Source organism: Miniimonas arenae (genome assembly GCF_006351005.1).
In the GTDB taxonomy this organism is placed as follows: Bacteria; Actinomycetota; Actinomycetes; order Actinomycetales; family Beutenbergiaceae; genus Miniimonas; species Miniimonas arenae.
The window spans coordinates 20,794-39,311 of sequence record NZ_VENP01000030.1 but is presented as its reverse complement, the minus strand read 5'-3'; the positions used below and the strand labels follow the sequence as shown (position 1 = coordinate 39,311).

The window sequence follows — 18,518 nt, the reverse complement described above, 5'->3', positions numbered from 1 at the left end:
ACGCTCGTGCGGCGCAGCAGCGCGGTCATCTTGCGCCGCCCGTACAGGCCCTCGCCGGTCAGCCGACGCACACCCGCCTCGTCGGTGCGCCACGCCGCCGAGCGCACCGCGTCTTCGACCACGGCGTCGCTGATCGTGCGCGCCGCGACCCGCCGATGCGCACCGCGCCATGCCCGGTAGGTCCGCGCAGCCACCGGGCAGCCCTGCTCGCGCAGGACCCGGCAGACCGTCTCGACCGCGTGACCCTCGGCTCTCATGGTGTCGATGAACCCCATGATCAGCGGTTGCGGGGGTCGAGCTCCCCGACGAAGAAAGACGTCGCGGCCTTCAGCACCGCCACGTCCTCGCGCAGCCGCTTGTTCTCCGCCTTCAACCGGCGGACCTCGGCCGACTCCTCGCTCGTCGTGCCCGGCCGGGTCCCGGCGTCGACCTCGTCCTGCGCGACCCACCGGCGCACCGACTCACGCGAGACGCCGAGCTGCTTGGCCACGGCGACCGACGCCGCCGTCACGTTCTGGTACTGCCCGGCGTGCTCTCGCACCAGACGCACCGCGCGCGCCTTGAGCTCGGGATCGATCTTCTTCGGCATGGTGGCCATCCTCCTGGACTCAAACAGGAGCGGCATCAAACCTGGGGCGCTTCAACCTGATCAGCACCACTCCCCCTGTTCTCGAGGCTGCGATCCGCTGGCTGACCGACCTCACCGGCTGGCGCGACCCCGTGAGTGGCGGGCTCGACAACCTACGGACCTGGACAAAGTTGACGGCGCCAACCAGAGGTGAGGTTCCGCTGGCACCATCGGGCACACGCCCACAGCCCGAACTCGATGCCTACGCGGCATCGATCCGGCTCGCCTCCTCGGCGCTCAACGCCAACTTCTACATGGGGGGACGCGCAGGCTCGCGATTCAACTGGGTGGGCGGCTGGTAGGTCGCTAGGCGGGGACACCAGGAAACGAAGCGGCGCCTGCGGGCGTCAGCCGCACAACAACACCGCCGGCAGGCGGCATCCTCTCGGTCACCGGATGGCTGTGCGCCGTGCGTTACGCAGCCAGCGGTAGTCCCATGTGTCACCCATGTGTCACACCACATGTATCTAGATGCTCCCGGGTGCCAAGATCGCTCTGGGGGTCACAACGTGCTTTTCGCATCGTCGCAGGTCAGAGCCCAAATCGAGGGCATTCCAGCCACTGGGGGCGAACCCAGGGCGTGTAGGCTCAACTCCCCCCTTGCGCACATCGACGAGAGGGCGGGTCCCGTCCGGGTCCCGCCCTCTCGTGCTTTCAGCGACGCGCTGCTCAGGCGGTGGCCGGCGCCGCGTCGAGCACGTCGGCACCGGTCTCGACGGCCGCCCCCGACTCCGCGACGCCCGCGAACTCCCTGCGTGCCGCGACGAACAGCACCGCGCCCAGCAGGAACACCACGAGCTCGGTGACCGTCATCGCCCAGATCACGCCGGTCATCCCGAACCACGCGTTGCCCAGGAGCACCACCGGCACGAACAGCACGCCCTGCGCGACCGACATGATCGCGGCGTCACGCATCTGCCCGGTCGCCTGGAACACCGCGATCACGAGCCCGGAGATCCCGTTGAACACCGTCGCCACGAGCATCGCGGTGAGGATCCGGGTGCCGTCCGCCAGCACGTCGGCGTCCGCGCTGAACAGCGCGAACACCTGCTCGCGGAAGAGCAGCACGAGCGTGGAGAACACGGCCGTGAAGCCGAGGATCGCCACGGCCGCGCCGGTGATCGCGCGACGCAGCCGCACGCCGTCGCCGGCTCCGTAGCCGTACGCGAACAGCGGGATCGCGCCGAGGAAGACACCCATGCAGATCATCTCGGGCAGCTGGGAGATCCGCAGTGCCACGCCCATCCCGGCCAGGAGCGCCGAGCCGTACCCGATCGCGACCCAGTTCATCACCACGGTGCTGACGACGAGGAATGAGGACTGCAGCAGCTCGGAGACGCCCACACCGAACACCGTGCGCAGCAGCTCCCGGTCCAGCCTGAGCCATCGCGGAGCGAGCGCGGCCGCCTCGCTGCGGCGGACCAACCACCACACGTAGTAGCCGGCCATCACGACGTTCGAGAGCCCGACGGCGATCCCCGCCCCGAGCACGCCCTGGTGCAGCACGAGGATGAAGAGGACGTCGAACGCGAAGTTCGCCGCCGTCGAGATCAGGACGCCCGTCATCGAGGAGACGGCGGCGCCCTCGGCGCGCACGAGCTGCTCGAGCGCGAAACTCGCGACCATCGCCGGCGCGAACGCGCACATCGCGGCGATGTACTGCGCCGTCGGGACGAGCGCATCGCCCGAGGCCCCGACCGCCGTCGCGATCGGCGTGGCGAGCACGAGCCCGACGACGCCGACCACCACGCCCGCAGCGACCGCCCCCCACAGGGTGAAGGCCGAGACCTGCTTGATCCGCAGGGCGGTCTCGGCGGGTGAGCGCAGTGGGTCCGTGCCTCCCACAGGGTCCACGGCGTCCTCCGCGCCGATCAGGCGCGAGACGTACGTGCCGCCGCCGACGCCGAACACGCCGCCGACGGCCATGAGCACGGCGAACACCGGCATCGCGAGCGTCAGCGCCGCGAGCATCGGGGTCGAGTGGAGCGAGCCGACGAAGCCCGCGTTGACGATGTTGTAGACGGTGCCGACGGACAAGCCGGCGATCATCGGCACGCAGAGGTGCACGAGGGCGCGCCAGACGGGCGCCGTCGCGAGCGCCCGGCGGTTGCCGGAGGTGCTCCCGGACGCGGTCCCTTCGGACGCGTCGTCGGCGTTGGTGACAGCAGGAGTGGTGAGGTCAGCAGGCATGGCGGAGTCTCCGTTCACGAGACGGTGCGAGAGGGGAGTGGCCGGTCGGTCGGTCGCGGGCGACTCGTGGTCGGGCGCAGGCCGGGCACGACGGCGTGTCGCGCCTCGGCAGGCGCGTGGCGGTGGGGTGCAGCGGAGAGAGAGGACGGTGGAGAGAGAGCGGGTGGCGAGAGAGGGCGGGCGGCGAAGGAGCGACCCGACCGGCCGTGGACTACAGCGGTCGACGGCGAGGGTCGCCGGGCGGACCGCCAGGACGGCTGGGCACCTCGACGTTCTCGACGAGCCGCTCGAGGAGCGCCAGGAGCTGGTCCTGCTCAGCCTCGGACAGCGGCGCGTAGAACGCCTCGGAGGCCGCGCGCATCGCCTCGTCGAAGCCGGCGATGATCTGCTCGCCCTCGGGCGTGACCGCACGACCTTGACGCGCGAGTCGTGCGGCGAGGACGTGCGGGTGATGAAGCCACGCGCCTCGAGCCCCTGCAGGAGGCTCGTGACGGAGGCCGGGGTGGTGCCAGTCCCGTGCGAGACTTGGCCCAGCGAGCGACGGAGCACGCCTCCACGCTCGGGGGGACCCGACGCAGTGACGGAGCACGCCGTGACCCAGGAGCAGACGGAGCATGCGAGGCCGGACGACGCCGACGCGCGTGCCGATCTGAGCCACGACCAGGCGCGCGGTCCGCGTTGGGCAGCCAGCCCCGGCGAGACGCCGCCCGTGGAGCAGGTCGCCGAGGTGGGCGGCCGGATCCAGGCCGAGGTGGCCCGCGTGCTGGTGGGCAAGGACGAGGTGGTGCGCCTCGCCGTCGTGTGTCTGCTGAGCGAGGGGCACCTGCTCATCGAGGACGTCCCGGGGACGGGCAAGACGTCGCTCGCCAAGGCGCTCGCGCTCGCGGTGGCCGCCGACGTCTCGCGTGTGCAGTTCACCCCCGACCTCATGCCCACCGACGTCACCGGCGGCAGCATCTACAACCGGCTGACCAGCGAGTTCGAGTTCCGCCCCGGGCCGATCTTCGCCAACATCGTGGTGGCCGACGAGATCAACCGCGCCTCGCCCAAGACCCAGTCGGCGTTACTGGAGGCGATGGAGGAGCACCAGGTCTCGGTCGACGGGACCACGTACACGCTCGCGCGCCCGTTCCTCGTGCTGGCCACGCAGAACCCGGTCGAGATGGAGGGCACGTTCCCGCTGCCCGAGGCGCAGCGCGACCGGTTCCTCGCCCAGACGAGCATCGGCTACCCGGCCGCGGACGCCGAGCTGGAGATGCTCCTGGACCGCGACCAGGTCGACCCGCTCACGAGCGTCCGGCCCGTCACCGACGACGCCGGCGTCCTGGCGATGGCGGCCGCGGTGCGCCGCGTGCACCTCGCGCCTCAGGTGCGCTCCTACCTCGTCGGCATCGTGCGGGCCACCCGCGGCCTGCCGAGTGTGCGGCTGGGGGCCTCGCCCCGCGCGGCGCTCCACCTCGCGCGCGCCGCGAAGGCCTCGGCGGCGCTCGCTGGCCGGCCCTACGTGGTGCCCGACGACGTCTCGGCGCTGGCCGTGCCGGTGCTCGCGCATCGGATGCTGCTGGGTCCGGCGACCCCGGGGTCGCCGCACCGCACCACGCACGAGCTGGTCTCCGCCCTCGTGAGCCGGGCCCAGGTGCCGCGTGGAACGCGCGGATGAGCGCGGCACCGTCCGCCGCGGGCTGACCGCTCGCGGCCGCTGGCTGCTGGCCGGAGGAGCCGCGACCGGCCTCGTGGCCCTCGTGCTCGACGAGCGCGACCTGCTGTTCGCCGCCGCGATCGGCGTGCTGCTGCCCGTGGTCGCCGTGCTCCTCACCGTGCGCAGGCCTCGCCTGGCCGTGCGCCTGTCGACGGCCAGCCCGGTGCTCCCGGTGGCCGGGGAGGGCACGGCGGACGTCCGCGTGGACAACGTGGGCCGCCTGCCCGGTCGCTCGCTCGAGCTGCGGCTGCCCCAGGCGCCGGGCCTGCTCGAGGAGCAGCGCCGCGCCGTGCCGCCCCTGCTCCCGGGGAGCGTGACGACGCTGCAGGTGCCGCTCGTCGGGGACCGTCGGGGTCGCTACGCGATCGGACCCGTGCTGCTGCGCTCGCACGACCCGTTCGGCCTGTGGGAGGACCGCCGCACCGTGCCCGGCACCCTCGAGGTGCTCGTCGTGCCCGAGGTCGTCGAGCTCGCGGGCCTGCCGCGCAGCGCGGCAGGACGGGGGAGCACGACGGCGAGCACCGGCACCGCACCGACCGGCGGTGCGCCCGACGTGGGCGTGCGGCCGTACCGGATCGGCGACGACGTGCGCACCATCCACTGGCGCGCGTCGGCCCGGCTCGCCGACGACGTCGTGGTGCGGACCGCACAGGTCCCCTCGCCCGCGACGGTGGCGCTCGTGCTGGACCACCGCCCCCGGGAACCGCGCACCGCGGGCGGCCTCGACGCGGCGGGCCTCGACGTCGCCGCGACCCTGGCCGCCTCGGTCGGCCTGCACCTCGCCGCAGCGGGCATCGAGGTGACGCTGACGGACCACACCGGCGCCGTGCTGCTCGAGCCGGAGGCGGTGCCGGGCACCCTGCAGGCACGCCTCGCGGACCTGGGGCGCACCGGCCACCAGTTCACCCCCGCCGTGCCCCACGCGCTCGACCTCGTGATCGCGATCGTGGGTCCGCTCACCGACGACGAGACCGCCGCCCTCGCGCGCGTGCGGCGCCGCGGTGCAACCGCGATGGCCCTCGTGCTGGACCCGCGCTCCTTCCTGCCGGCGCGGCTCGAGCACGCCGTGCCGACCGCCGCGACGACGGCGCAGGCGTTGCGGGTCGCGGGCTGGCGGGTGGCCGTCGTCGACGTCACCGCCGCGCGCGGCCCCGGCGGCGCAGCCGAGATCGCCCTCGCGTGGCAGCACCTCACCCACCTCGGCATGCTGCGTGAGCCCACCGGGGGGCTCGACGGCGTGACACCCGTGCGCTCGGCCGTCCCCCGCACCGGGGTGGGCACGCGATGAGCGCGTCCACGTGGACGCCGCGGCCGCCGGCCAGCTCGCCGCCACCACCACCCCCACCGCCGCGTCGTGCGGTGCCCAGCCCTGGTCCCGGATCAGGCGCCGGGCCAGGTGCCGGAGCCGGTCCGGTCATCTCCGGGCGCGCCGCGCAGCCGACCCGCTCGGCGTGGCCCGCCGTGCTCGGCGCCATCACCCTGCTGACCTCGGCCGCCGGCTTCGGCGCGCTGCTCCAGGGCGGGTCGTGGTGGCCCGCGGCCGTGCTCACCGTCACCGCGGTGACCGTCGTCGAGGAGGTGTGCCGGGCGCGAGGTCTGCGCGTCGTCGTCGCCGTCGTCGCCGTCGTCGTCGCTCAGGTCGCCGCGCTCACGCTCATGCTGTCGTTCGTCTCCGGCGTGACGACGCCCGCGGGGGCGGGCGCCCTGCTGGCGGCCGCGGGCGAGCACATCCGGACCTCGGTCGCGCCGGCGCCCGTCGTCCCCGCGCTGACCGCGCTCGTCGCGGGTGCGCTCGGCCTGCTCGCGATCCTGGTGAGCCACCTCGCCGTGCGCGCGCCCGCCCTCGTGGCGCTCCCCGCCCTCGGCGTGGTGCTCGTGGCGGCGACCTTCGCCGTCGGGCCCCTGCCCTGGTACGCCCTCGCGCTGCCGGCGGCGAGCTACCTGCTGCTGCTCGCCGTCGGGCGACCGCGCTCAGGTGCCGCCGCTCGTGGCGGCGGGACGGCCGGCGCGGACCGGGTGGCCGGCACCGTCGCGATCGGCGCGCTGACGGTGGCCGCGGCGCTCACCGTGACCGGCGCGGCGACGGGCGTGGGCACCACGGGGCGGTTGGACCGCGTCGCGTACGAGGGACCGTCGCTGCTGACCAACCTCACCGGCGACCTCCTGCGCGGCTCCGACGCGCCGCTCCTGCGGGTGACCGGCCAGTCCGCGCCGGGTTACGTGCGCACCGCCGCGCTCACGGTCTGGACCGACGGCGTGGGCTGGTCGATGGGCGACGTCGAGAACGACCTGCAGCCGGAGGCCTCGCCCGTCGGGGTGCAGGGCGACGTGCAGGTGGACGCCGAGACGGGGGACGTGATCGCGTTCGACGGCGAGCAGCAGCCCGCGGCGTACGACGAGGAGGCGCAGGTCGAGTCGCTCGGGTACACCGGGACGTTCCTGCCCGTGCGCGAGGGCACGGTCAACGTGGCGACCGACGAGCCGTGGTCCTACGACGCCGACCTGCGCGCCTGGCACCGCGCCGAGGCGACGAACCCGGGCGCGTACACGATCCGGGTCGACACCCGCGTCCCCAGCGAGGCCGAGCTGGACGCCGACACCGTGACCGCGGGCGGTCCGCTGACGGAGGTCGGGGACCTGGACCGCGCGGTGTTCCGGACCGCCGTCGACCACACCAAGGACGCGACGAGCCCGTACGCCAAGGCGGTGGCGCTGCAGCAGTGGTTCACCGATCCCGCCAACGGCTTTCGCTACAGCCTCACGGTGCCCGCCGGCAGCACCGGCGACCCGCTGCTGGACTTCCTCGCCGAGCGGCAGGGGTACTGCCAGCAGTTCGCTTCCGCGATGGCCGTGATGCTGCGCTCGCTCGACATCCCCGCGCGCGTCGTGGTCGGCTTCGGCGCGGGCACCGTGCAGTCCGACGGCTCGGTGGTCATCTCGAGCCACGACGCGCACGCATGGGTCGAGGTCCTGTTCGACGGCGCCGGCTGGGTCGCGTTCGACCCCACCCCGGCGGCGGCCGGTCAGGCCCCGCAGACCGTCGACGGCGCCCCCGTGCTCCCCGTGCCCGGGTCGACGGCGCAGGCGGCCAACCCGGACGACCTCGAGATCCCGGGCGGCGCGCAGCCGGTCGACCCCGCGAACCCGGTGGGCGGCTCCGAGGCGACCGCCGGGACGGACGTCGACACGGCGGCCGAGGTCGCCCAGGCGCAGGAGGCGGCCCGCTGGCGCGCGCTCGGGGTCGCACTGCTCGCGCTCCTCGGCGGGGCGGCGCTGGTGCTCGGCCCCGCGGCCGCGCGGTGGTGGCGGCGCCGGACGCGGCTGCGCCGAGCGGCACGTGGGGGCCCCGGCGCGGTCGAGGACGTCTGGGCCGAGCTGAACGACCTCGCCGTCGACCACGGGGAGCCGCTCGACGACACCGCCAGCGTGCGCGGCGTGGCCGCGCTGCTCTCGCGCCGGGCGCGGCTGGACCGGGATGGGCGCGCGCGGATGGCGGCCCTCGTGCGCGCCAGCGAGCGCGCCTGGTACGGCGGGGCGGCCGAGGAGGCCGGGGCGGCCGGGGCGGCCGGGGCGGGCGGTCCGCCGCTCGTCGCCGACGCCCCCACGGCGGGCGGCGCCGACCCGCGCGAGCTCGTGCTCGCCGTCGGGCAGGTGCGTCAGGGACTGGACCGCTACGAACCGATCGGTCTGGGCGCGCGGTGGCTGCCGCGGTCGCTGCGGACGGACGTCGCGCGGCGCGCGCGCATCCGCCGAGCCGAGGGTGACCCGACTCACGCCGCCGATCCGCCTGCGCGGGTGGTTACCCGCTGACGCCTCGACTAGCCTTGACGGCGCTCCCGCGACGACGCCCCGCGCTCGTCAGGCGGGCCCCCGCGTGGAGTCGGACCGCACCCAGGTCCGGTGTCTCTGCCCCTCCGCTACGAAACGGCGTGATCCCACCGCCACATCCGCGTGCCACCAGTCGGCGGGCATGCCCGCACCCTCCGCCCCGACCGCCGCGTCGACGCCGAGGGAATGCCGGTCCCGACCACTCGTGCTGGCGCTCGCCACATGCCTTCGCGTGCCGTCAGCGCACTCGCGTGCGCACCCGAGAGAACCTTCCACCCTCCTCACCTGAGAGCCTTGCCATGCCCTTTGCCTTCCTGCTCCTGCTCGCCCTCGTGCTCGTCGTCGTCGTGACCGGTGTCGCCCTGCTCGGGCTCGCCTTCGTCGCCCGCCTGGAGCTGCGGCCCCGCGCACGTCGTGCGGCCGACCCGCAGCTCAGCTGACCCGTCCGCCGGAAACCCCGGCGCCCGACGGCGAACGGCGCCACCCGAGGGGTGGCGCCGTTCGTCGTGCGTGGGCCGTGCGTGGGAGATGCGTCAGTGGTGCTGGCCTCGCGCCGGCCTCCCGTGGGCCCTGTGCACGATCGCGCTCAGCGACCCCGGCGCACCGTGTCCCACACGCCGAGCAGGTACTGGATGCCCAGCGCGCGGTCGTAGAGGCCGTACCCGGGGCGCGGCTTGTTCGTCGTGTTCTCGTCCCACAGGTGCCGCCCGTGGTCCGGCCGGATGTAGCCGGTGTAGTCGGCCTCGGCGTACGCCGCCATGATGCCGACCGTGTCGACGTCGCCCTCGCACGCGCGGTGGCCGACCTCGGTGAAGTCGCCGTTCGGGAAGTGCTTGATGTTGCGCACGTGCGAGAAGTGGATGCGGTCCATGAACGTGCGCACCGCGCCGACCGCGTCGTTGGCCGGGTTCGCCGAGAACGAGCCGAGGCACAGCGTGAGGCCGTTGTACGGGCTGTCGTTGAGCGACAGGATCGTCGCGAGGTCCTCCTTGGTGGACACCACACGCGGCCAGCCGAAGATGTCGAAGGGCGGGTCGTCCGGGTGGACACCCACCTTCACGTCGTACTCCTCGCAGGTGGGGATGATCGCGTCGAGGAAGTACTTGTAGTTGCGGTACATGTCCTCGTGCGTGACGCCCTCGTAGGCGGCGTTGAGCTCGCTGAAGCTCGCAAGACGCTCGGGCTCCCAGCCCGGCAGCGTGAGCCCGCCGGAGTTCTTCTCCATGTCGGCGATGAGGGACTCGGGCGACATCTGGTCGACCACGGCCTTCTCGTAGTACAGCGCCGTGGAGCCGTCGGGGAGCGGGTGCCACAGGTCGGTGCGCAGCCAGTCGAAGACCGGCATGAAGTTGTAGCAGACGACCTTGACGCCCGCCCGGCCCAGGCGCTCCAGCGTGGTGACGTAGTTCTCGATCGCCTCGTCGCGGCTGAGGCCCAGGACCGTCTTGTCGAGCTTGATCGACTCGTGCACGTTGACCGACTCCACGACGTCGGCGTCGAGCGTGCGGGTGACCCCGCGGGCGGCCGCCTCGGCCGAGATGCCGGTGATCCGGGCCATCTCGGCCTCGATCTCCGCGGTCTCCCAGACCTCGCCGGCCTGCTTGTGGTGGAGGCTCCAGACGATCGTCTCGACCCCCGGGATCTGGCGGATCTGGTCGAGGGCGACGGTGTCGTTGCCCTCCCCGTACCAGCGGAAACCCATCTTCATCGGTGTCTCTCCTCGACTCTGCTGCTCTGCCGCGACTGCGCGGCGGTGGGGTGTGGTGGTGGTGGGGTGTGGTGGGGGTGGGTGGCGCGCGGCCGGGTCCTCAGAGCAGGCCGTCGCCCGCCTGGGTCAGATCGCGAACGTGTGCGAGTACGGCGTCGACGAGCCGGTCGTCGGTGCCCGCGTCCCCCGGCAGGAGGCCGGGCGTTGCGACGAGCGCGCGCGCCGCGTCCTCGGGCCGGTCCTCACCGACCTCGTGCACGGTCGCGGTGAGCCGCTCGGCGCCGGCCGGGTCGCCCAGGTCCACGCCGTCGCGCACCGCACGCCGCACGAACTCGCTCCACGCCGCGAGGCCGTACGCCACGCCGTCGGGCACGCGTCCCTGCTCGAGGTTCCACGCGACGGCCTCGCCCCAGCGGAACGGGATCTTCTGGGTCCCGTCGGTGGAGACCTGGCGCGTGGTGTGGCCGGTGGCCGGGTTGGCGAACCGGACGAGCAGCTCCTCGCCGTAGGCGAGCAGGTCGGCGCCCGCGGGCGGGGTCAGGGTGGGCAGCGCGTCGTCGACCATGAAAGCGCGCGCGTGGCTCGCGATCGCGGGATCGGTGACCGCCTCGGCGAGCGTGGCGTGGCCGGCCAGCCGGCCGGCGTAGGCGAGCACGGAGTGGGTCCCGTTCAGCAGGCGGAGCTTGGCGTTCTCCCACGGCACGACGTCGGGCACCAGCTCCGCGCCGACGCGCTCCCAGGCGGGGCGCGGACCGGCGAAGCGGTCCTCGATCACCCACTGGCGGAACGGCTCGGCGACGATCCCGGCCTCGTCGCGGGCGCCGATCGCGGCCGCGACCTGGTCGAGCACGTCCGGTGTCGCCGCGGGCGTGATCCGGTCGACCATCGAGCCGGGGAACGTGGTCGACTCCTCGAGGTAGCTGCGCAGCGCGGCGCCGGCCTCGCCCGGCAGGGCCGCGTCGACGAGCTCGTCGACCACGCCGCGCAGCACGCGGCCGTTCTCGGGCATGTTGTCGCACGAGAGCACCGTGACCGGCGCCCCGCCGGCCCGACGGCGAGCGGCCAGTCCGCGGACGAGCAGCCCCATCGCGGTCGTCGCCGGTGCGGCGGCCGACACGTCGGCGTCGCCCGCGGCCTCCTCCGCGGCGAGCAGCGCGATGTCGGCGGCGGCCTGCTCGACGTCGAGGCGGCCGTCCGGCCGGCGCGCGTAGCCCTTCTCCGTCACGGTCAGCGTGACGACGTGCGTGGTGGGCGCGGCGATCGCGGCGAGCAGGCGCGGCGTCTCCTCGCCCGGGTAGGCGACGTCGACGACGGATCCAACGACCCGGGCGCTGCGCACGGTGTGCCCGTGCTCGTCGAGGCCGACCGTGAGCACGGTGTAGAGGCCGTCCTGCGGGCGGACCGCGTCGCGCACCTGGGGCGAGCGCTCGACGTCGCCGAGGATGCCCCAGCTCAGGTCGCCGGTCTCGGCCATCGCGTCCTCGGTGTAGATCGCCTGGTGGGCGCGGTGGAACGCGCCCCAGCCGAGGTGCACGATCCCGACGCCCGTCGGGCGGACCCGCGGGCCGCTCGCCTCGGGGGCGATCGGGGTGGAGCGGGTGAGGCGCGGCAGGTCGGGGGTGGGCGTGGTCATGGTGCTCCTGGTGTCGGTTCGGCGGGTGCTGGTGAGGTGGTGGGCGCCGGGACGAGCCGGCTGAGCGGGGGAGCCGTGGAGTCGCGCTGGACGAGCCAGCTCGGCAGCAGGACGAGCTCGCCGGGGGCGTCGGGCCGCTCGATGCGGTCCAGCAGGAGGTCGGTGGCGCGCCGGCCGACCTCGGTGACGTCGCCGTGCACGCTCGTGAGCGCCGGGGTGACGAGGGTCGTGAGGTAGGTGTCGTCGAACCCGGCGACGGACAGGTCGTGCGGCACGCGCAGGCCCAGGGCGATCACGCGGCGCATGAGGCCGACGGCGACCGTGTCGTTGAAGGCGAGCGCCGCCGTCGCGCCGGAGGCGATGACGACGCCCGCGGCGGCCGAGCCGCCCTCGACCGTGGGCGGGTACGGACCGAGGACGTGGATCTCGAGCTCGGGGTGGCGCTCGGCGACCGCCTGCAGCGCGTCACGTCGCCGCGCGTCCGACCACGACGTCGTGGGCCCCGCCACGTAGGCGATGCTGCGGTGCCCGAGGGACCGCAGGTGCTCGAGCGCCGCGACCGCTCCGGCGACGTCGTCGAGCGCGACCGAGGGGGCGGCGTCGAGCGCGTGGTTGACGAAGACCGCGGGGTGCGCGCCGAGCACGTCGGTGTCGCGGATGAGGGCGCGCGGGGAGCACAGCAGGACGCCGTCGGTCTGGCCGACGAGCCCGCGCAGCAGGTCGACCTCGGCCGCCGGGTCCTCCTCGGAGTCCGCGACGAACACGGCGACGCCGTGGCTGCGGGCGCGCTGACTCACGCCGCGGGCCACGACGGCGAAGTACGGGTTGGTGAGGTCGGGCACCAGGAGCCCGATCGCGTTGGTCCGTCCGGCTCGCAGGCCGCGCGCGGCGCGGTTCGGCGTGTAGCCGAGGGCGTCGGCCGCCGCGAGGACGCGGTCGCGGGTCGCGGCGGCGACCCGGTCGGGATCCGCGAGGGCACGGGAGACCGTGGCGATGGAGACGCCGGCGGCACCGGCGACGTCCTTGATCGTGACCATCGATGGCCTCCCTTCGATGAAAACGTTAACAAGTGGAATGGGGAAGGTGGAAGTGGTTGCCGCGAAGTTGCCGCACCGATCGGTCCTCATCCGCACACGCGGGCGGGAGCCGTGGGGCACGGGCGGCAGACGGCCTGCTGTAAACGTTATCCGGACGAGGGGGCGCGCCACTGCGGACTTCGGCACCGGGGCGCGGGAGACTGGAGCCGTGCCGGACCAGCCGCGAGACGCCCGTGACCCCGCCGAGGCGCGCGACGGCGTAGGTGACGACGCCGCGGACGGCGCGCTCGCCGTCGGGCACGCGGACCTCACCGCACTGCGACGCTGGCCCGACGTCGAGGCGCCCGACCTCGTGGCCGTCGACGCCGCCGACCGGCTGCTCCTCGTCGAGGCGGCCGGCCCGCTCGCGGCGCTGGCCGCCGCACCGGGCGGCCTCACGGCGTCGGACGTCGTGGTGGTCGGCGACCACTACGGCGCGCTCACGCTCGGGCTGCTGACCGGCGCCGTGGGGATCCGGCCGCCCCGCGTGCGCGTGCACCAGGACTCGCTGCTGTCCGAGCAGGCGCTGGTGGCGAACGCGGGCCGGCTCGGCGTCGCGCTCGCGGACGAGCGCGGCGACGTCGTCGCGCACCACGGCCTCGAGCCGGCGCTCGTGGCCGGCGCCCGGCTGGTCCTCGTCGCCCTGCCGCGCTCGCTCGCGGCGCTCGAGGAGATCGCGCAGGTCGCCGCCGCCGCGGCCGGGCCGGACGTGCTCCTCCTGGCCAGCGGCCGCGTCAAGCACATGACGCGCACCCAGAACGTGGTGCTCGGGCGCTCGTTCGCCGAGGTCGGCGCGTCGCTCGCGCACGGCAAGGCCCGGGTGCTGCGCGCGCGGGGACCGCACCCCGCGGCCGCTCGGACGTACCCGCTCGCCCGGCGCCTGCCGGAGCTCGACCTCGACGTCGTCGCGCACGGTGCGGCGTTCGCGGGCGCCGCGCTCGACGTCGGGACGCGCTACCTCCTGCAGTTCGTGCCGCAGATGGCGCCGGACGCCGTCGACGTGGTGGACCTCGGCTGCGGGACGGGCGTGCTCGCGGCGATGCTCGCCCGCTCCCGCCCGCAGGCGCGCGTGCTCGCGCTCGACGTCTCGGCCGCGGCCGTGGACTCGGCGCGCGCCACCGCCGCGGCCAACGGCCTCGCGCCGCGGATCGAGGTCCGCCGCGCGGACGGCCTGCGCGGCCTGCCGCCCGCGAGCGTCGACCTCGTGGTGTGCAACCCGCCGTTCCACGTCGGCAGCGCCGTGGTGCCCGACGTCGCGCTGCGGCTCCTCGCGAACGCCCGCACCGTGCTGCGACCGGGCGGGGAGCTGTGGACGGTGTACAACTCGCGGCTGGCGCACGCGGCCGCGCTGCGCCGGCTCGTCGGACCGACCCGCGTGATGGGCGACAACGGCGCCTTCACGGTCGCGCGCACCGTGCTGCGGCCGGCGCCGGTCCCGGTGCGAGACTGACGCCCGTGCTGCTCGCGAACGCCCGCCTCGTGGGGCGGCCCGACCTCGTCGACGTCCTCCTGGTCGACGGCCGGGTGGCGCGCATCGCGCCCGCTCCTGCGTCTCCCGCGGGCGTCTGCGCGGCCTCCGACGGCGAGCACGTCGACCTCGACGGCCGTCACCTTCTCCCGGGGTTCTGGGACGCCCACGTGCACCTGCTCCAGCAGGCGCTCGCGGCACGCCGGCTCGACGTCGCGTCCGCGCGCTCGGCCCGCGAGGCGGCCGACCTCGTCGCGGCCCGGGTGCGGCGGGATCCGCCGCGGCCGGGCGAGGTCGTCGTCGGGTTCGGGTTCCGCGCGGTGGGCTGGCCGGACCAGCCGACGGCGGCGCTGCTGGACGCCGCGGGCGGCGGCGCGCCCGTCGCGCTGACGAGCGGCGACCTGCACTCCGGCTGGTTCTCGACCGCCGCGCTCGCGCGCCTCGGCCTCACGGCCGACGCCAGCGGCCTCGTCCGTGAGGACGACTTCTTCCCCGTGGCGGGCGCGCTCGACGGCGGCACCCCGGCCGAGCGCGACGCCTGGGTCCGCGCCGCCGCCGCGCAGGCCGCCACCCGCGGCGTCGTCGGCGTCGTGGACATGGAGGCCGTGGACCCGCGCGAGTGGACGCGGCGGCTCGACGGCGGGCCCGGCGAGGGCCCCGACGTCACGCGGTTCCCGATCCGGGTCGAGGCGGCGGTGTGGCCGCAGGACGTCGAGGCGGTGCTCGCGGCCGGGCTGCGCCCGGGTGACGCGCTCGCGGGGGCGCGGGACGCCGTCGGGCACGCGCTGGTGCGGCTCGGGCCGCTCAAGGTGATCTCCGACGGCTCGCTCAACACGCGCACGGCGTACTGCCACGACGCCTACCCGGGCGGGGGGCGCGGGACGCTCAACGTGGGGCCGGCCGAGCTCGCGCCGCTGCTGGCGCGGGCGCACGGGGCCGGGCTGCGGTGCGCGGTGCACGCGATCGGCGACGCCGCGGCGACGCTCGCGCTCGACGCATTCGCGGCGACGGGCACCGCCGGCAGCCTCGAGCACGCGCAGCTCCTCGCGACCACCGACCTCACCCGGCTGGCGGCGCTCGGGCTGGTCGCGAGCGTGCAGCCGGCGCACCTGCTCGACGACCGCGACGTCGCGGAGGAGCTCTGGCCGGGCCGCACGGCGCGCGCCTACCGGTTCGCCGACCTGCTGGTGGCCGGGGTGCGGCTCGCACTCGGCTCGGACGCGCCGGTCGCTGAGCTCGACCCGCTGCTCGCCGTCGCCGCGGCCGTGCGTCGGACCGGCGACGCGCGCCCGCCGTGGCATCCCGAGCAGCGGATCGGCGCCGTGGCGGCGCTGCTGGCCTCGACGGGCGGGTGCGGCGTACGGCCGTCTGTGGGACAGGTCGCGGACCTCGTGGTGCTCGACGGCGACCCCGTCGCCTGGGCGCGTGAGTCGACGGCGGGGAGTCGCCCTCGAGCTCTGGGCGTCGCCGGCACGCTGCTCGCGGGGGAGTGGACGCACCGAGCGCTGTGAGGCGGCGTGGAGTCGCGTCGTGCGGCGGCGGCGTGCGTGAACCGCACGTTTCGAGCCGGCCGCCGCGGGCCCTGCGGCGTGCCGCAACGTTTACCGGAGCGTCACCGGGCCGTCGCCCGGCCGGTTCCGACGGTCCCTAGCGTGGGCGCCATGACACGACACGAAAGGGCCGCAACGACGACGGCCGACACCCAGGCGGCACCGGCCGCCCCGACCACGACGCTCACGCTCGTGCGTCACGGTCAGACCTACCTCAACGCCCGCCGCCTCATGCAGGGCTCGTGCGACTCCCCGCTGACGCGGACGGGCCGCCTCGGCGTGCAGTCGACGGCCCGCCACCTCGAGCCGCACTCCTTCCACGCCGCGTACTCCTCGCCGCAGGGCCGTGCGGTCATGACCGCCGTCGAGATCGTCCGCCGCCACGAGGGTCTGCGGCTGCGCACGCACGAGGGCCTGCGCGAGGTCTCGTTCGGGATCTACGAGCGCCGCCCCGAGCACGAGCTCGACCGGCACGAACCGTGGTCGCGCCTGGTCCCGGCGATGCTCGCCGGCACGCACCCGGGCCTGCCGAACGGGGAGTCGGGCGCGGACTACATGGCGCGCGTGCGCCGTGCCTTCACCGAGATCGTCGCGGCCCACCCGGGCGAGGACGTGCTCGTCGTCGGGCACGGTGTGACGCTCGGCGCCTACCTCTCGCTCGTGGGCCACGACGGGCTCGCCGCCCTGCCGAACGCGTCGGTCTCGCGCGTGGCGGTGTCCGACGGCGTGGCCCGGATCCTCGAGGTCGGCACCGACGTGGCGGGACACGGGTCGCTCGCGGCGCGGCCCGCACCGGCCCCGGACGAGGTCGCTCCGGTGGCGGCGCCCCTCGCGCACGCCGAGCCGATCCCGGCCTGAGGCTGAGCCGGCGCACGGGAACACGCCGGCCTCGCCCGGGCGTTGCTGACGTGTGAGCCCGATGCCCCGTCTCTCCTGCCCGACCACAGCACGTGGCCGGACGACCCGCGAACCGAGCCGGCGCCGTCGTGCCGTCGCCCTGCCGCTGGCCCTCCTGCTCGCGGCCGGAGCGCTCGGCTCGTGCTCGGTCGTCTCCGACGCCGCGCAGACCGCCGCGTGCGCCGCGGTCACGCCCGTGGCGCAGTCGGTCGGGGACCGGCTCGACGAGCTCCTCGCCGACATCGCCGTGGACCCGCAGGGTGCGGTGACCGGGCTGACGCAGCTGCGGGACAACACGGCCACCGCCGTGTCCGGCGTCGACGGGCGGCTCGGTGATGCGGGCGCGAGCCTCGTGTCCGCGCTCGACGGGCTCGTCGCGCTGGCCCAGCAGGCGGCCGACGGCGCCACGGTCACCCCGGGGGAGACGGCCGATCTGCGCGCGCAGACCGAGGCGGCGCTCACCTCGCTCGTCGGGGAGTGCCCCGACGCGTAGCGCCGCACCCACGTGCCCCTCGCTCCGGGCCGGATGTCAGTGGTCGGTGAGAACCTGAGTGCATGACTGGTCCGCGGGGTGTGCCGGTGGTCCGGGACGTGGTCCCGGGCGCCTCTCGAGGTGCGCGACACGCCGAGCCGGCGCGCGTCGCGAACGACTTCGCGGAGTGTCGCGGGCGGCTCCGGCCGCGTCGTCCCGAGCGCGGTGCACACGCGGTCCACATCTGTGTCCACAGCCCGTGGACGGCGTCGAGGCGCCCTTCCGGGCCCGGTGGTGCGGGTCCCGCGGTCCCGCGTGCCGAGGGCCGTGGACTGTCCACACGCCTGGGGGTGGAGCCCTCGCACAGGGGTGGACGGACGTCGAGCACCGACACGCCGAGACACGACATCTGGTGGTGCCTGGCCCCTCCGACCACTAGGTGTAGTGTTCAGAGCCCGGGCAGCACCACACCCGGACCCGAACGACACGCGTGTAACTACACGCGTGAGCACGTCAGAACGAGACCGGCAACCAAGCCCGAGCGTCAGGGGAGAACGTGAGCATCACCGTCTTCAGCAAGCCGAACTGCGTCCAGTGCTCGGCCACGTACCGCGCGCTCGACAAGCACGGCCTGAGCTACGAGGTCGTCGATCTCAGCATCGACGCCGAGGCGCTCGAGTCGGTCAAGGCGCTCGGCTACCAGCAGGCGCCGGTCGTGCTCGCCAACGGTGACCACTGGGCCGGCTTCCGCCCGGACAAGATCAAGGCGCTCGCCGCCGCCGCGGTTCCGGCGGCGGAGGTCGTCGGGGCCTGACCCCGGCGTCGCCGTCGGCACCCGCTCTCGGCAACGGCACCCCCGCACCACACCGCACGGCAGGGCCCACCTCGTCATCGTCCCGCGCACCGCTGAGGAGGAGCACATGGCACGTCTCGTGTACTTCTCCTCGGTCTCGGAGAACACGCACCGGTTCGTCGAGCGGCTCGGCCTGCCGGCGCACCGCATCCCGGTCCGGCGGACCGACCCGCCGCTGCACGTGGACGAGGAGTACGTGCTCCTCCTGCCCACGTACGGCGGCGGGAACGGCGAGCGGGGCGCGGTCCCCCGGCAGGTGATCGCCTTCCTCAACGACGAGGGGAACCGCGCCCTGCTGCGCGGGGTGATCGCGGCCGGCAACACGAACTTCGGCGAGGCCTTCTGCCGCGCCGGCGACATCGTCGCCGCGAAGTGCGGCGTCCCCTACCTCTACCGCTTCGAGCTTCTCGGAACCGACCAGGACGTGACTCGCGTCCGCGAAGGATTGGCACAGTTTTGGCAACAACGCTCGCAGATCCCGGCCTGACCGGCGCGCAGGTCCTCCACCACGACCCG

15 protein-coding genes and 1 pseudogene are annotated in these 18,518 nt (G+C 74.8%); 10 read left to right on the top strand and 6 right to left on the bottom strand.

Annotation, left to right across the window (positions count from 1 at the left end; translation table 11 throughout):
• The 3 genes and pseudogenes from FH969_RS15765 to FH969_RS15255 all read right to left on the bottom strand — a co-directional run.
• Positions 1-589 (bottom strand): annotated as a pseudogene (locus tag FH969_RS15765) (transposase); the annotation flags it as partial.
• A gap of 708 nt (positions 590-1,297) precedes the next feature.
• The gene (locus FH969_RS09050; protein WP_139987041.1) at positions 1,298-2,818 is read right to left on the bottom strand and encodes an MATE family efflux transporter; all 1,521 of its coding nucleotides are present in this window, start codon (positions 2,816-2,818) and stop codon (positions 1,298-1,300) included.
• A gap of 211 nt (positions 2,819-3,029) precedes the next feature.
• Positions 3,030-3,179 carry a hypothetical protein gene (locus FH969_RS15255; RefSeq protein ID WP_180359735.1) on the bottom strand — a complete coding sequence of 50 codons (150 nt, stop codon included), beginning with the start codon at positions 3,177-3,179 and terminating at the stop codon, positions 3,030-3,032.
• Positions 3,180-3,410: 231 nt separating this feature from the next.
• Here FH969_RS15255 and FH969_RS09045 point away from each other — a divergent pair, with 231 nt between their 5' ends.
• The 4 genes from FH969_RS09045 (at position 3,411) to FH969_RS15250 (ending at position 8,785) form a co-directional block, all read left to right on the top strand.
• Positions 3,411-4,478: an AAA family ATPase gene (locus FH969_RS09045; RefSeq protein ID WP_342777007.1), complete on the top strand. Its 1,068-nt coding sequence runs from the start codon at positions 3,411-3,413 to the stop codon at positions 4,476-4,478.
• Positions 4,462-5,805, top strand: a complete 1,344-nt coding sequence (locus FH969_RS09040; RefSeq protein WP_139987040.1) for a DUF58 domain-containing protein — start codon at positions 4,462-4,464, stop codon at positions 5,803-5,805. The genes FH969_RS09045 and FH969_RS09040 overlap by 17 nt, the downstream gene beginning before the upstream one ends.
• A gap of 71 nt (positions 5,806-5,876) precedes the next feature.
• Positions 5,877-8,327 carry a transglutaminase TgpA family protein gene (locus FH969_RS09035; protein WP_139987039.1) on the top strand — a complete coding sequence of 817 codons (2,451 nt, stop codon included), beginning with the start codon at positions 5,877-5,879 and terminating at the stop codon, positions 8,325-8,327.
• 317 nt (positions 8,328-8,644) lie between these two features.
• A complete protein-coding gene (locus tag FH969_RS15250; RefSeq protein WP_159096457.1) occupies positions 8,645-8,785 on the top strand; it encodes a hypothetical protein in 141 nt (46 codons plus the stop codon).
• 146 nt (positions 8,786-8,931) lie between these two features.
• Here FH969_RS15250 and uxuA read toward each other — a convergent pair whose 3' ends face one another.
• The 3 genes from uxuA to FH969_RS09020 form a co-directional block, all read right to left on the bottom strand.
• On the bottom strand, positions 8,932-10,053 hold the full coding sequence (gene uxuA / locus FH969_RS09030; protein WP_139987038.1) for a mannonate dehydratase: 1,122 nt from the start codon (positions 10,051-10,053) through the stop codon (positions 8,932-8,934).
• Positions 10,054-10,153: 100 nt separating this feature from the next.
• Positions 10,154-11,686, bottom strand: coding sequence for a mannitol dehydrogenase family protein (locus tag FH969_RS09025; protein ID WP_139987037.1), 1,533 nt, complete (start codon positions 11,684-11,686; stop codon positions 10,154-10,156).
• Positions 11,683-12,723, bottom strand: coding sequence for a LacI family DNA-binding transcriptional regulator (locus tag FH969_RS09020; RefSeq protein ID WP_139987036.1), 1,041 nt, complete (start codon positions 12,721-12,723; stop codon positions 11,683-11,685). Before FH969_RS09020 ends, FH969_RS09025 begins: the two co-directional genes overlap by 4 nt.
• A 208-nt stretch (positions 12,724-12,931) precedes the next feature.
• Between FH969_RS09020 and FH969_RS09015 the strand changes: the two genes are divergently transcribed.
• From FH969_RS09015 to nrdI, 6 genes are all read left to right on the top strand, one after another.
• Positions 12,932-14,212, top strand: a complete 1,281-nt coding sequence (locus FH969_RS09015) for a class I SAM-dependent methyltransferase (RefSeq protein WP_342777006.1) — start codon at positions 12,932-12,934, stop codon at positions 14,210-14,212.
• Between the two features lie 5 nt (positions 14,213-14,217).
• Positions 14,218-15,741, top strand: coding sequence for an amidohydrolase (locus tag FH969_RS09010; RefSeq protein WP_342777005.1), 1,524 nt, complete (start codon positions 14,218-14,220; stop codon positions 15,739-15,741).
• 150 nt (positions 15,742-15,891) lie between these two features.
• Positions 15,892-16,638 carry a histidine phosphatase family protein gene (locus tag FH969_RS09005; RefSeq protein ID WP_139987034.1) on the top strand — a complete coding sequence of 249 codons (747 nt, stop codon included), beginning with the start codon at positions 15,892-15,894 and terminating at the stop codon, positions 16,636-16,638.
• A gap of 61 nt (positions 16,639-16,699) precedes the next feature.
• On the top strand, positions 16,700-17,170 hold the full coding sequence (locus tag FH969_RS09000; RefSeq protein WP_139987033.1) for a hypothetical protein: 471 nt from the start codon (positions 16,700-16,702) through the stop codon (positions 17,168-17,170).
• 535 nt (positions 17,171-17,705) lie between these two features.
• Positions 17,706-17,963 (top strand): glutaredoxin-like protein NrdH, encoded by a 258-nt coding sequence (gene nrdH / locus FH969_RS08995; RefSeq protein WP_108718632.1) that lies wholly within the window; start codon positions 17,706-17,708, stop codon positions 17,961-17,963.
• A 106-nt stretch (positions 17,964-18,069) separates the two neighbouring features.
• Positions 18,070-18,489 (top strand): class Ib ribonucleoside-diphosphate reductase assembly flavoprotein NrdI, encoded by a 420-nt coding sequence (gene nrdI / locus FH969_RS08990; RefSeq protein ID WP_139987032.1) that lies wholly within the window; start codon positions 18,070-18,072, stop codon positions 18,487-18,489.
• Positions 18,490-18,518 lie beyond the last annotated feature (29 nt).

Coding starts and splice junctions, on each gene's coding strand:
- FH969_RS09050 (WP_139987041.1), bottom strand. CDS start 2,818: ATGCCTGCTGACCTCACCACTCCTGCTGTCACCAACGCCGACGACGCG.
- FH969_RS09005 (WP_139987034.1), top strand. CDS start 15,892: ATGACACGACACGAAAGGGCCGCAACGACGACGGCCGACACCCAGGCG.
- FH969_RS15250 (WP_159096457.1), top strand. CDS start 8,645: ATGCCCTTTGCCTTCCTGCTCCTGCTCGCCCTCGTGCTCGTCGTCGTC.
- FH969_RS09025 (WP_139987037.1), bottom strand. CDS start 11,686: ATGACCACGCCCACCCCCGACCTGCCGCGCCTCACCCGCTCCACCCCG.
- FH969_RS09000 (WP_139987033.1), top strand. CDS start 16,700: ATGCCCCGTCTCTCCTGCCCGACCACAGCACGTGGCCGGACGACCCGC.
- nrdI (WP_139987032.1), top strand. CDS start 18,070: ATGGCACGTCTCGTGTACTTCTCCTCGGTCTCGGAGAACACGCACCGG.
- uxuA (WP_139987038.1), bottom strand. CDS start 10,053: ATGAAGATGGGTTTCCGCTGGTACGGGGAGGGCAACGACACCGTCGCC.
- FH969_RS15255 (WP_180359735.1), bottom strand. CDS start 3,179: ATGCGCGCGGCCTCCGAGGCGTTCTACGCGCCGCTGTCCGAGGCTGAG.
- FH969_RS09020 (WP_139987036.1), bottom strand. CDS start 12,723: ATGGTCACGATCAAGGACGTCGCCGGTGCCGCCGGCGTCTCCATCGCC.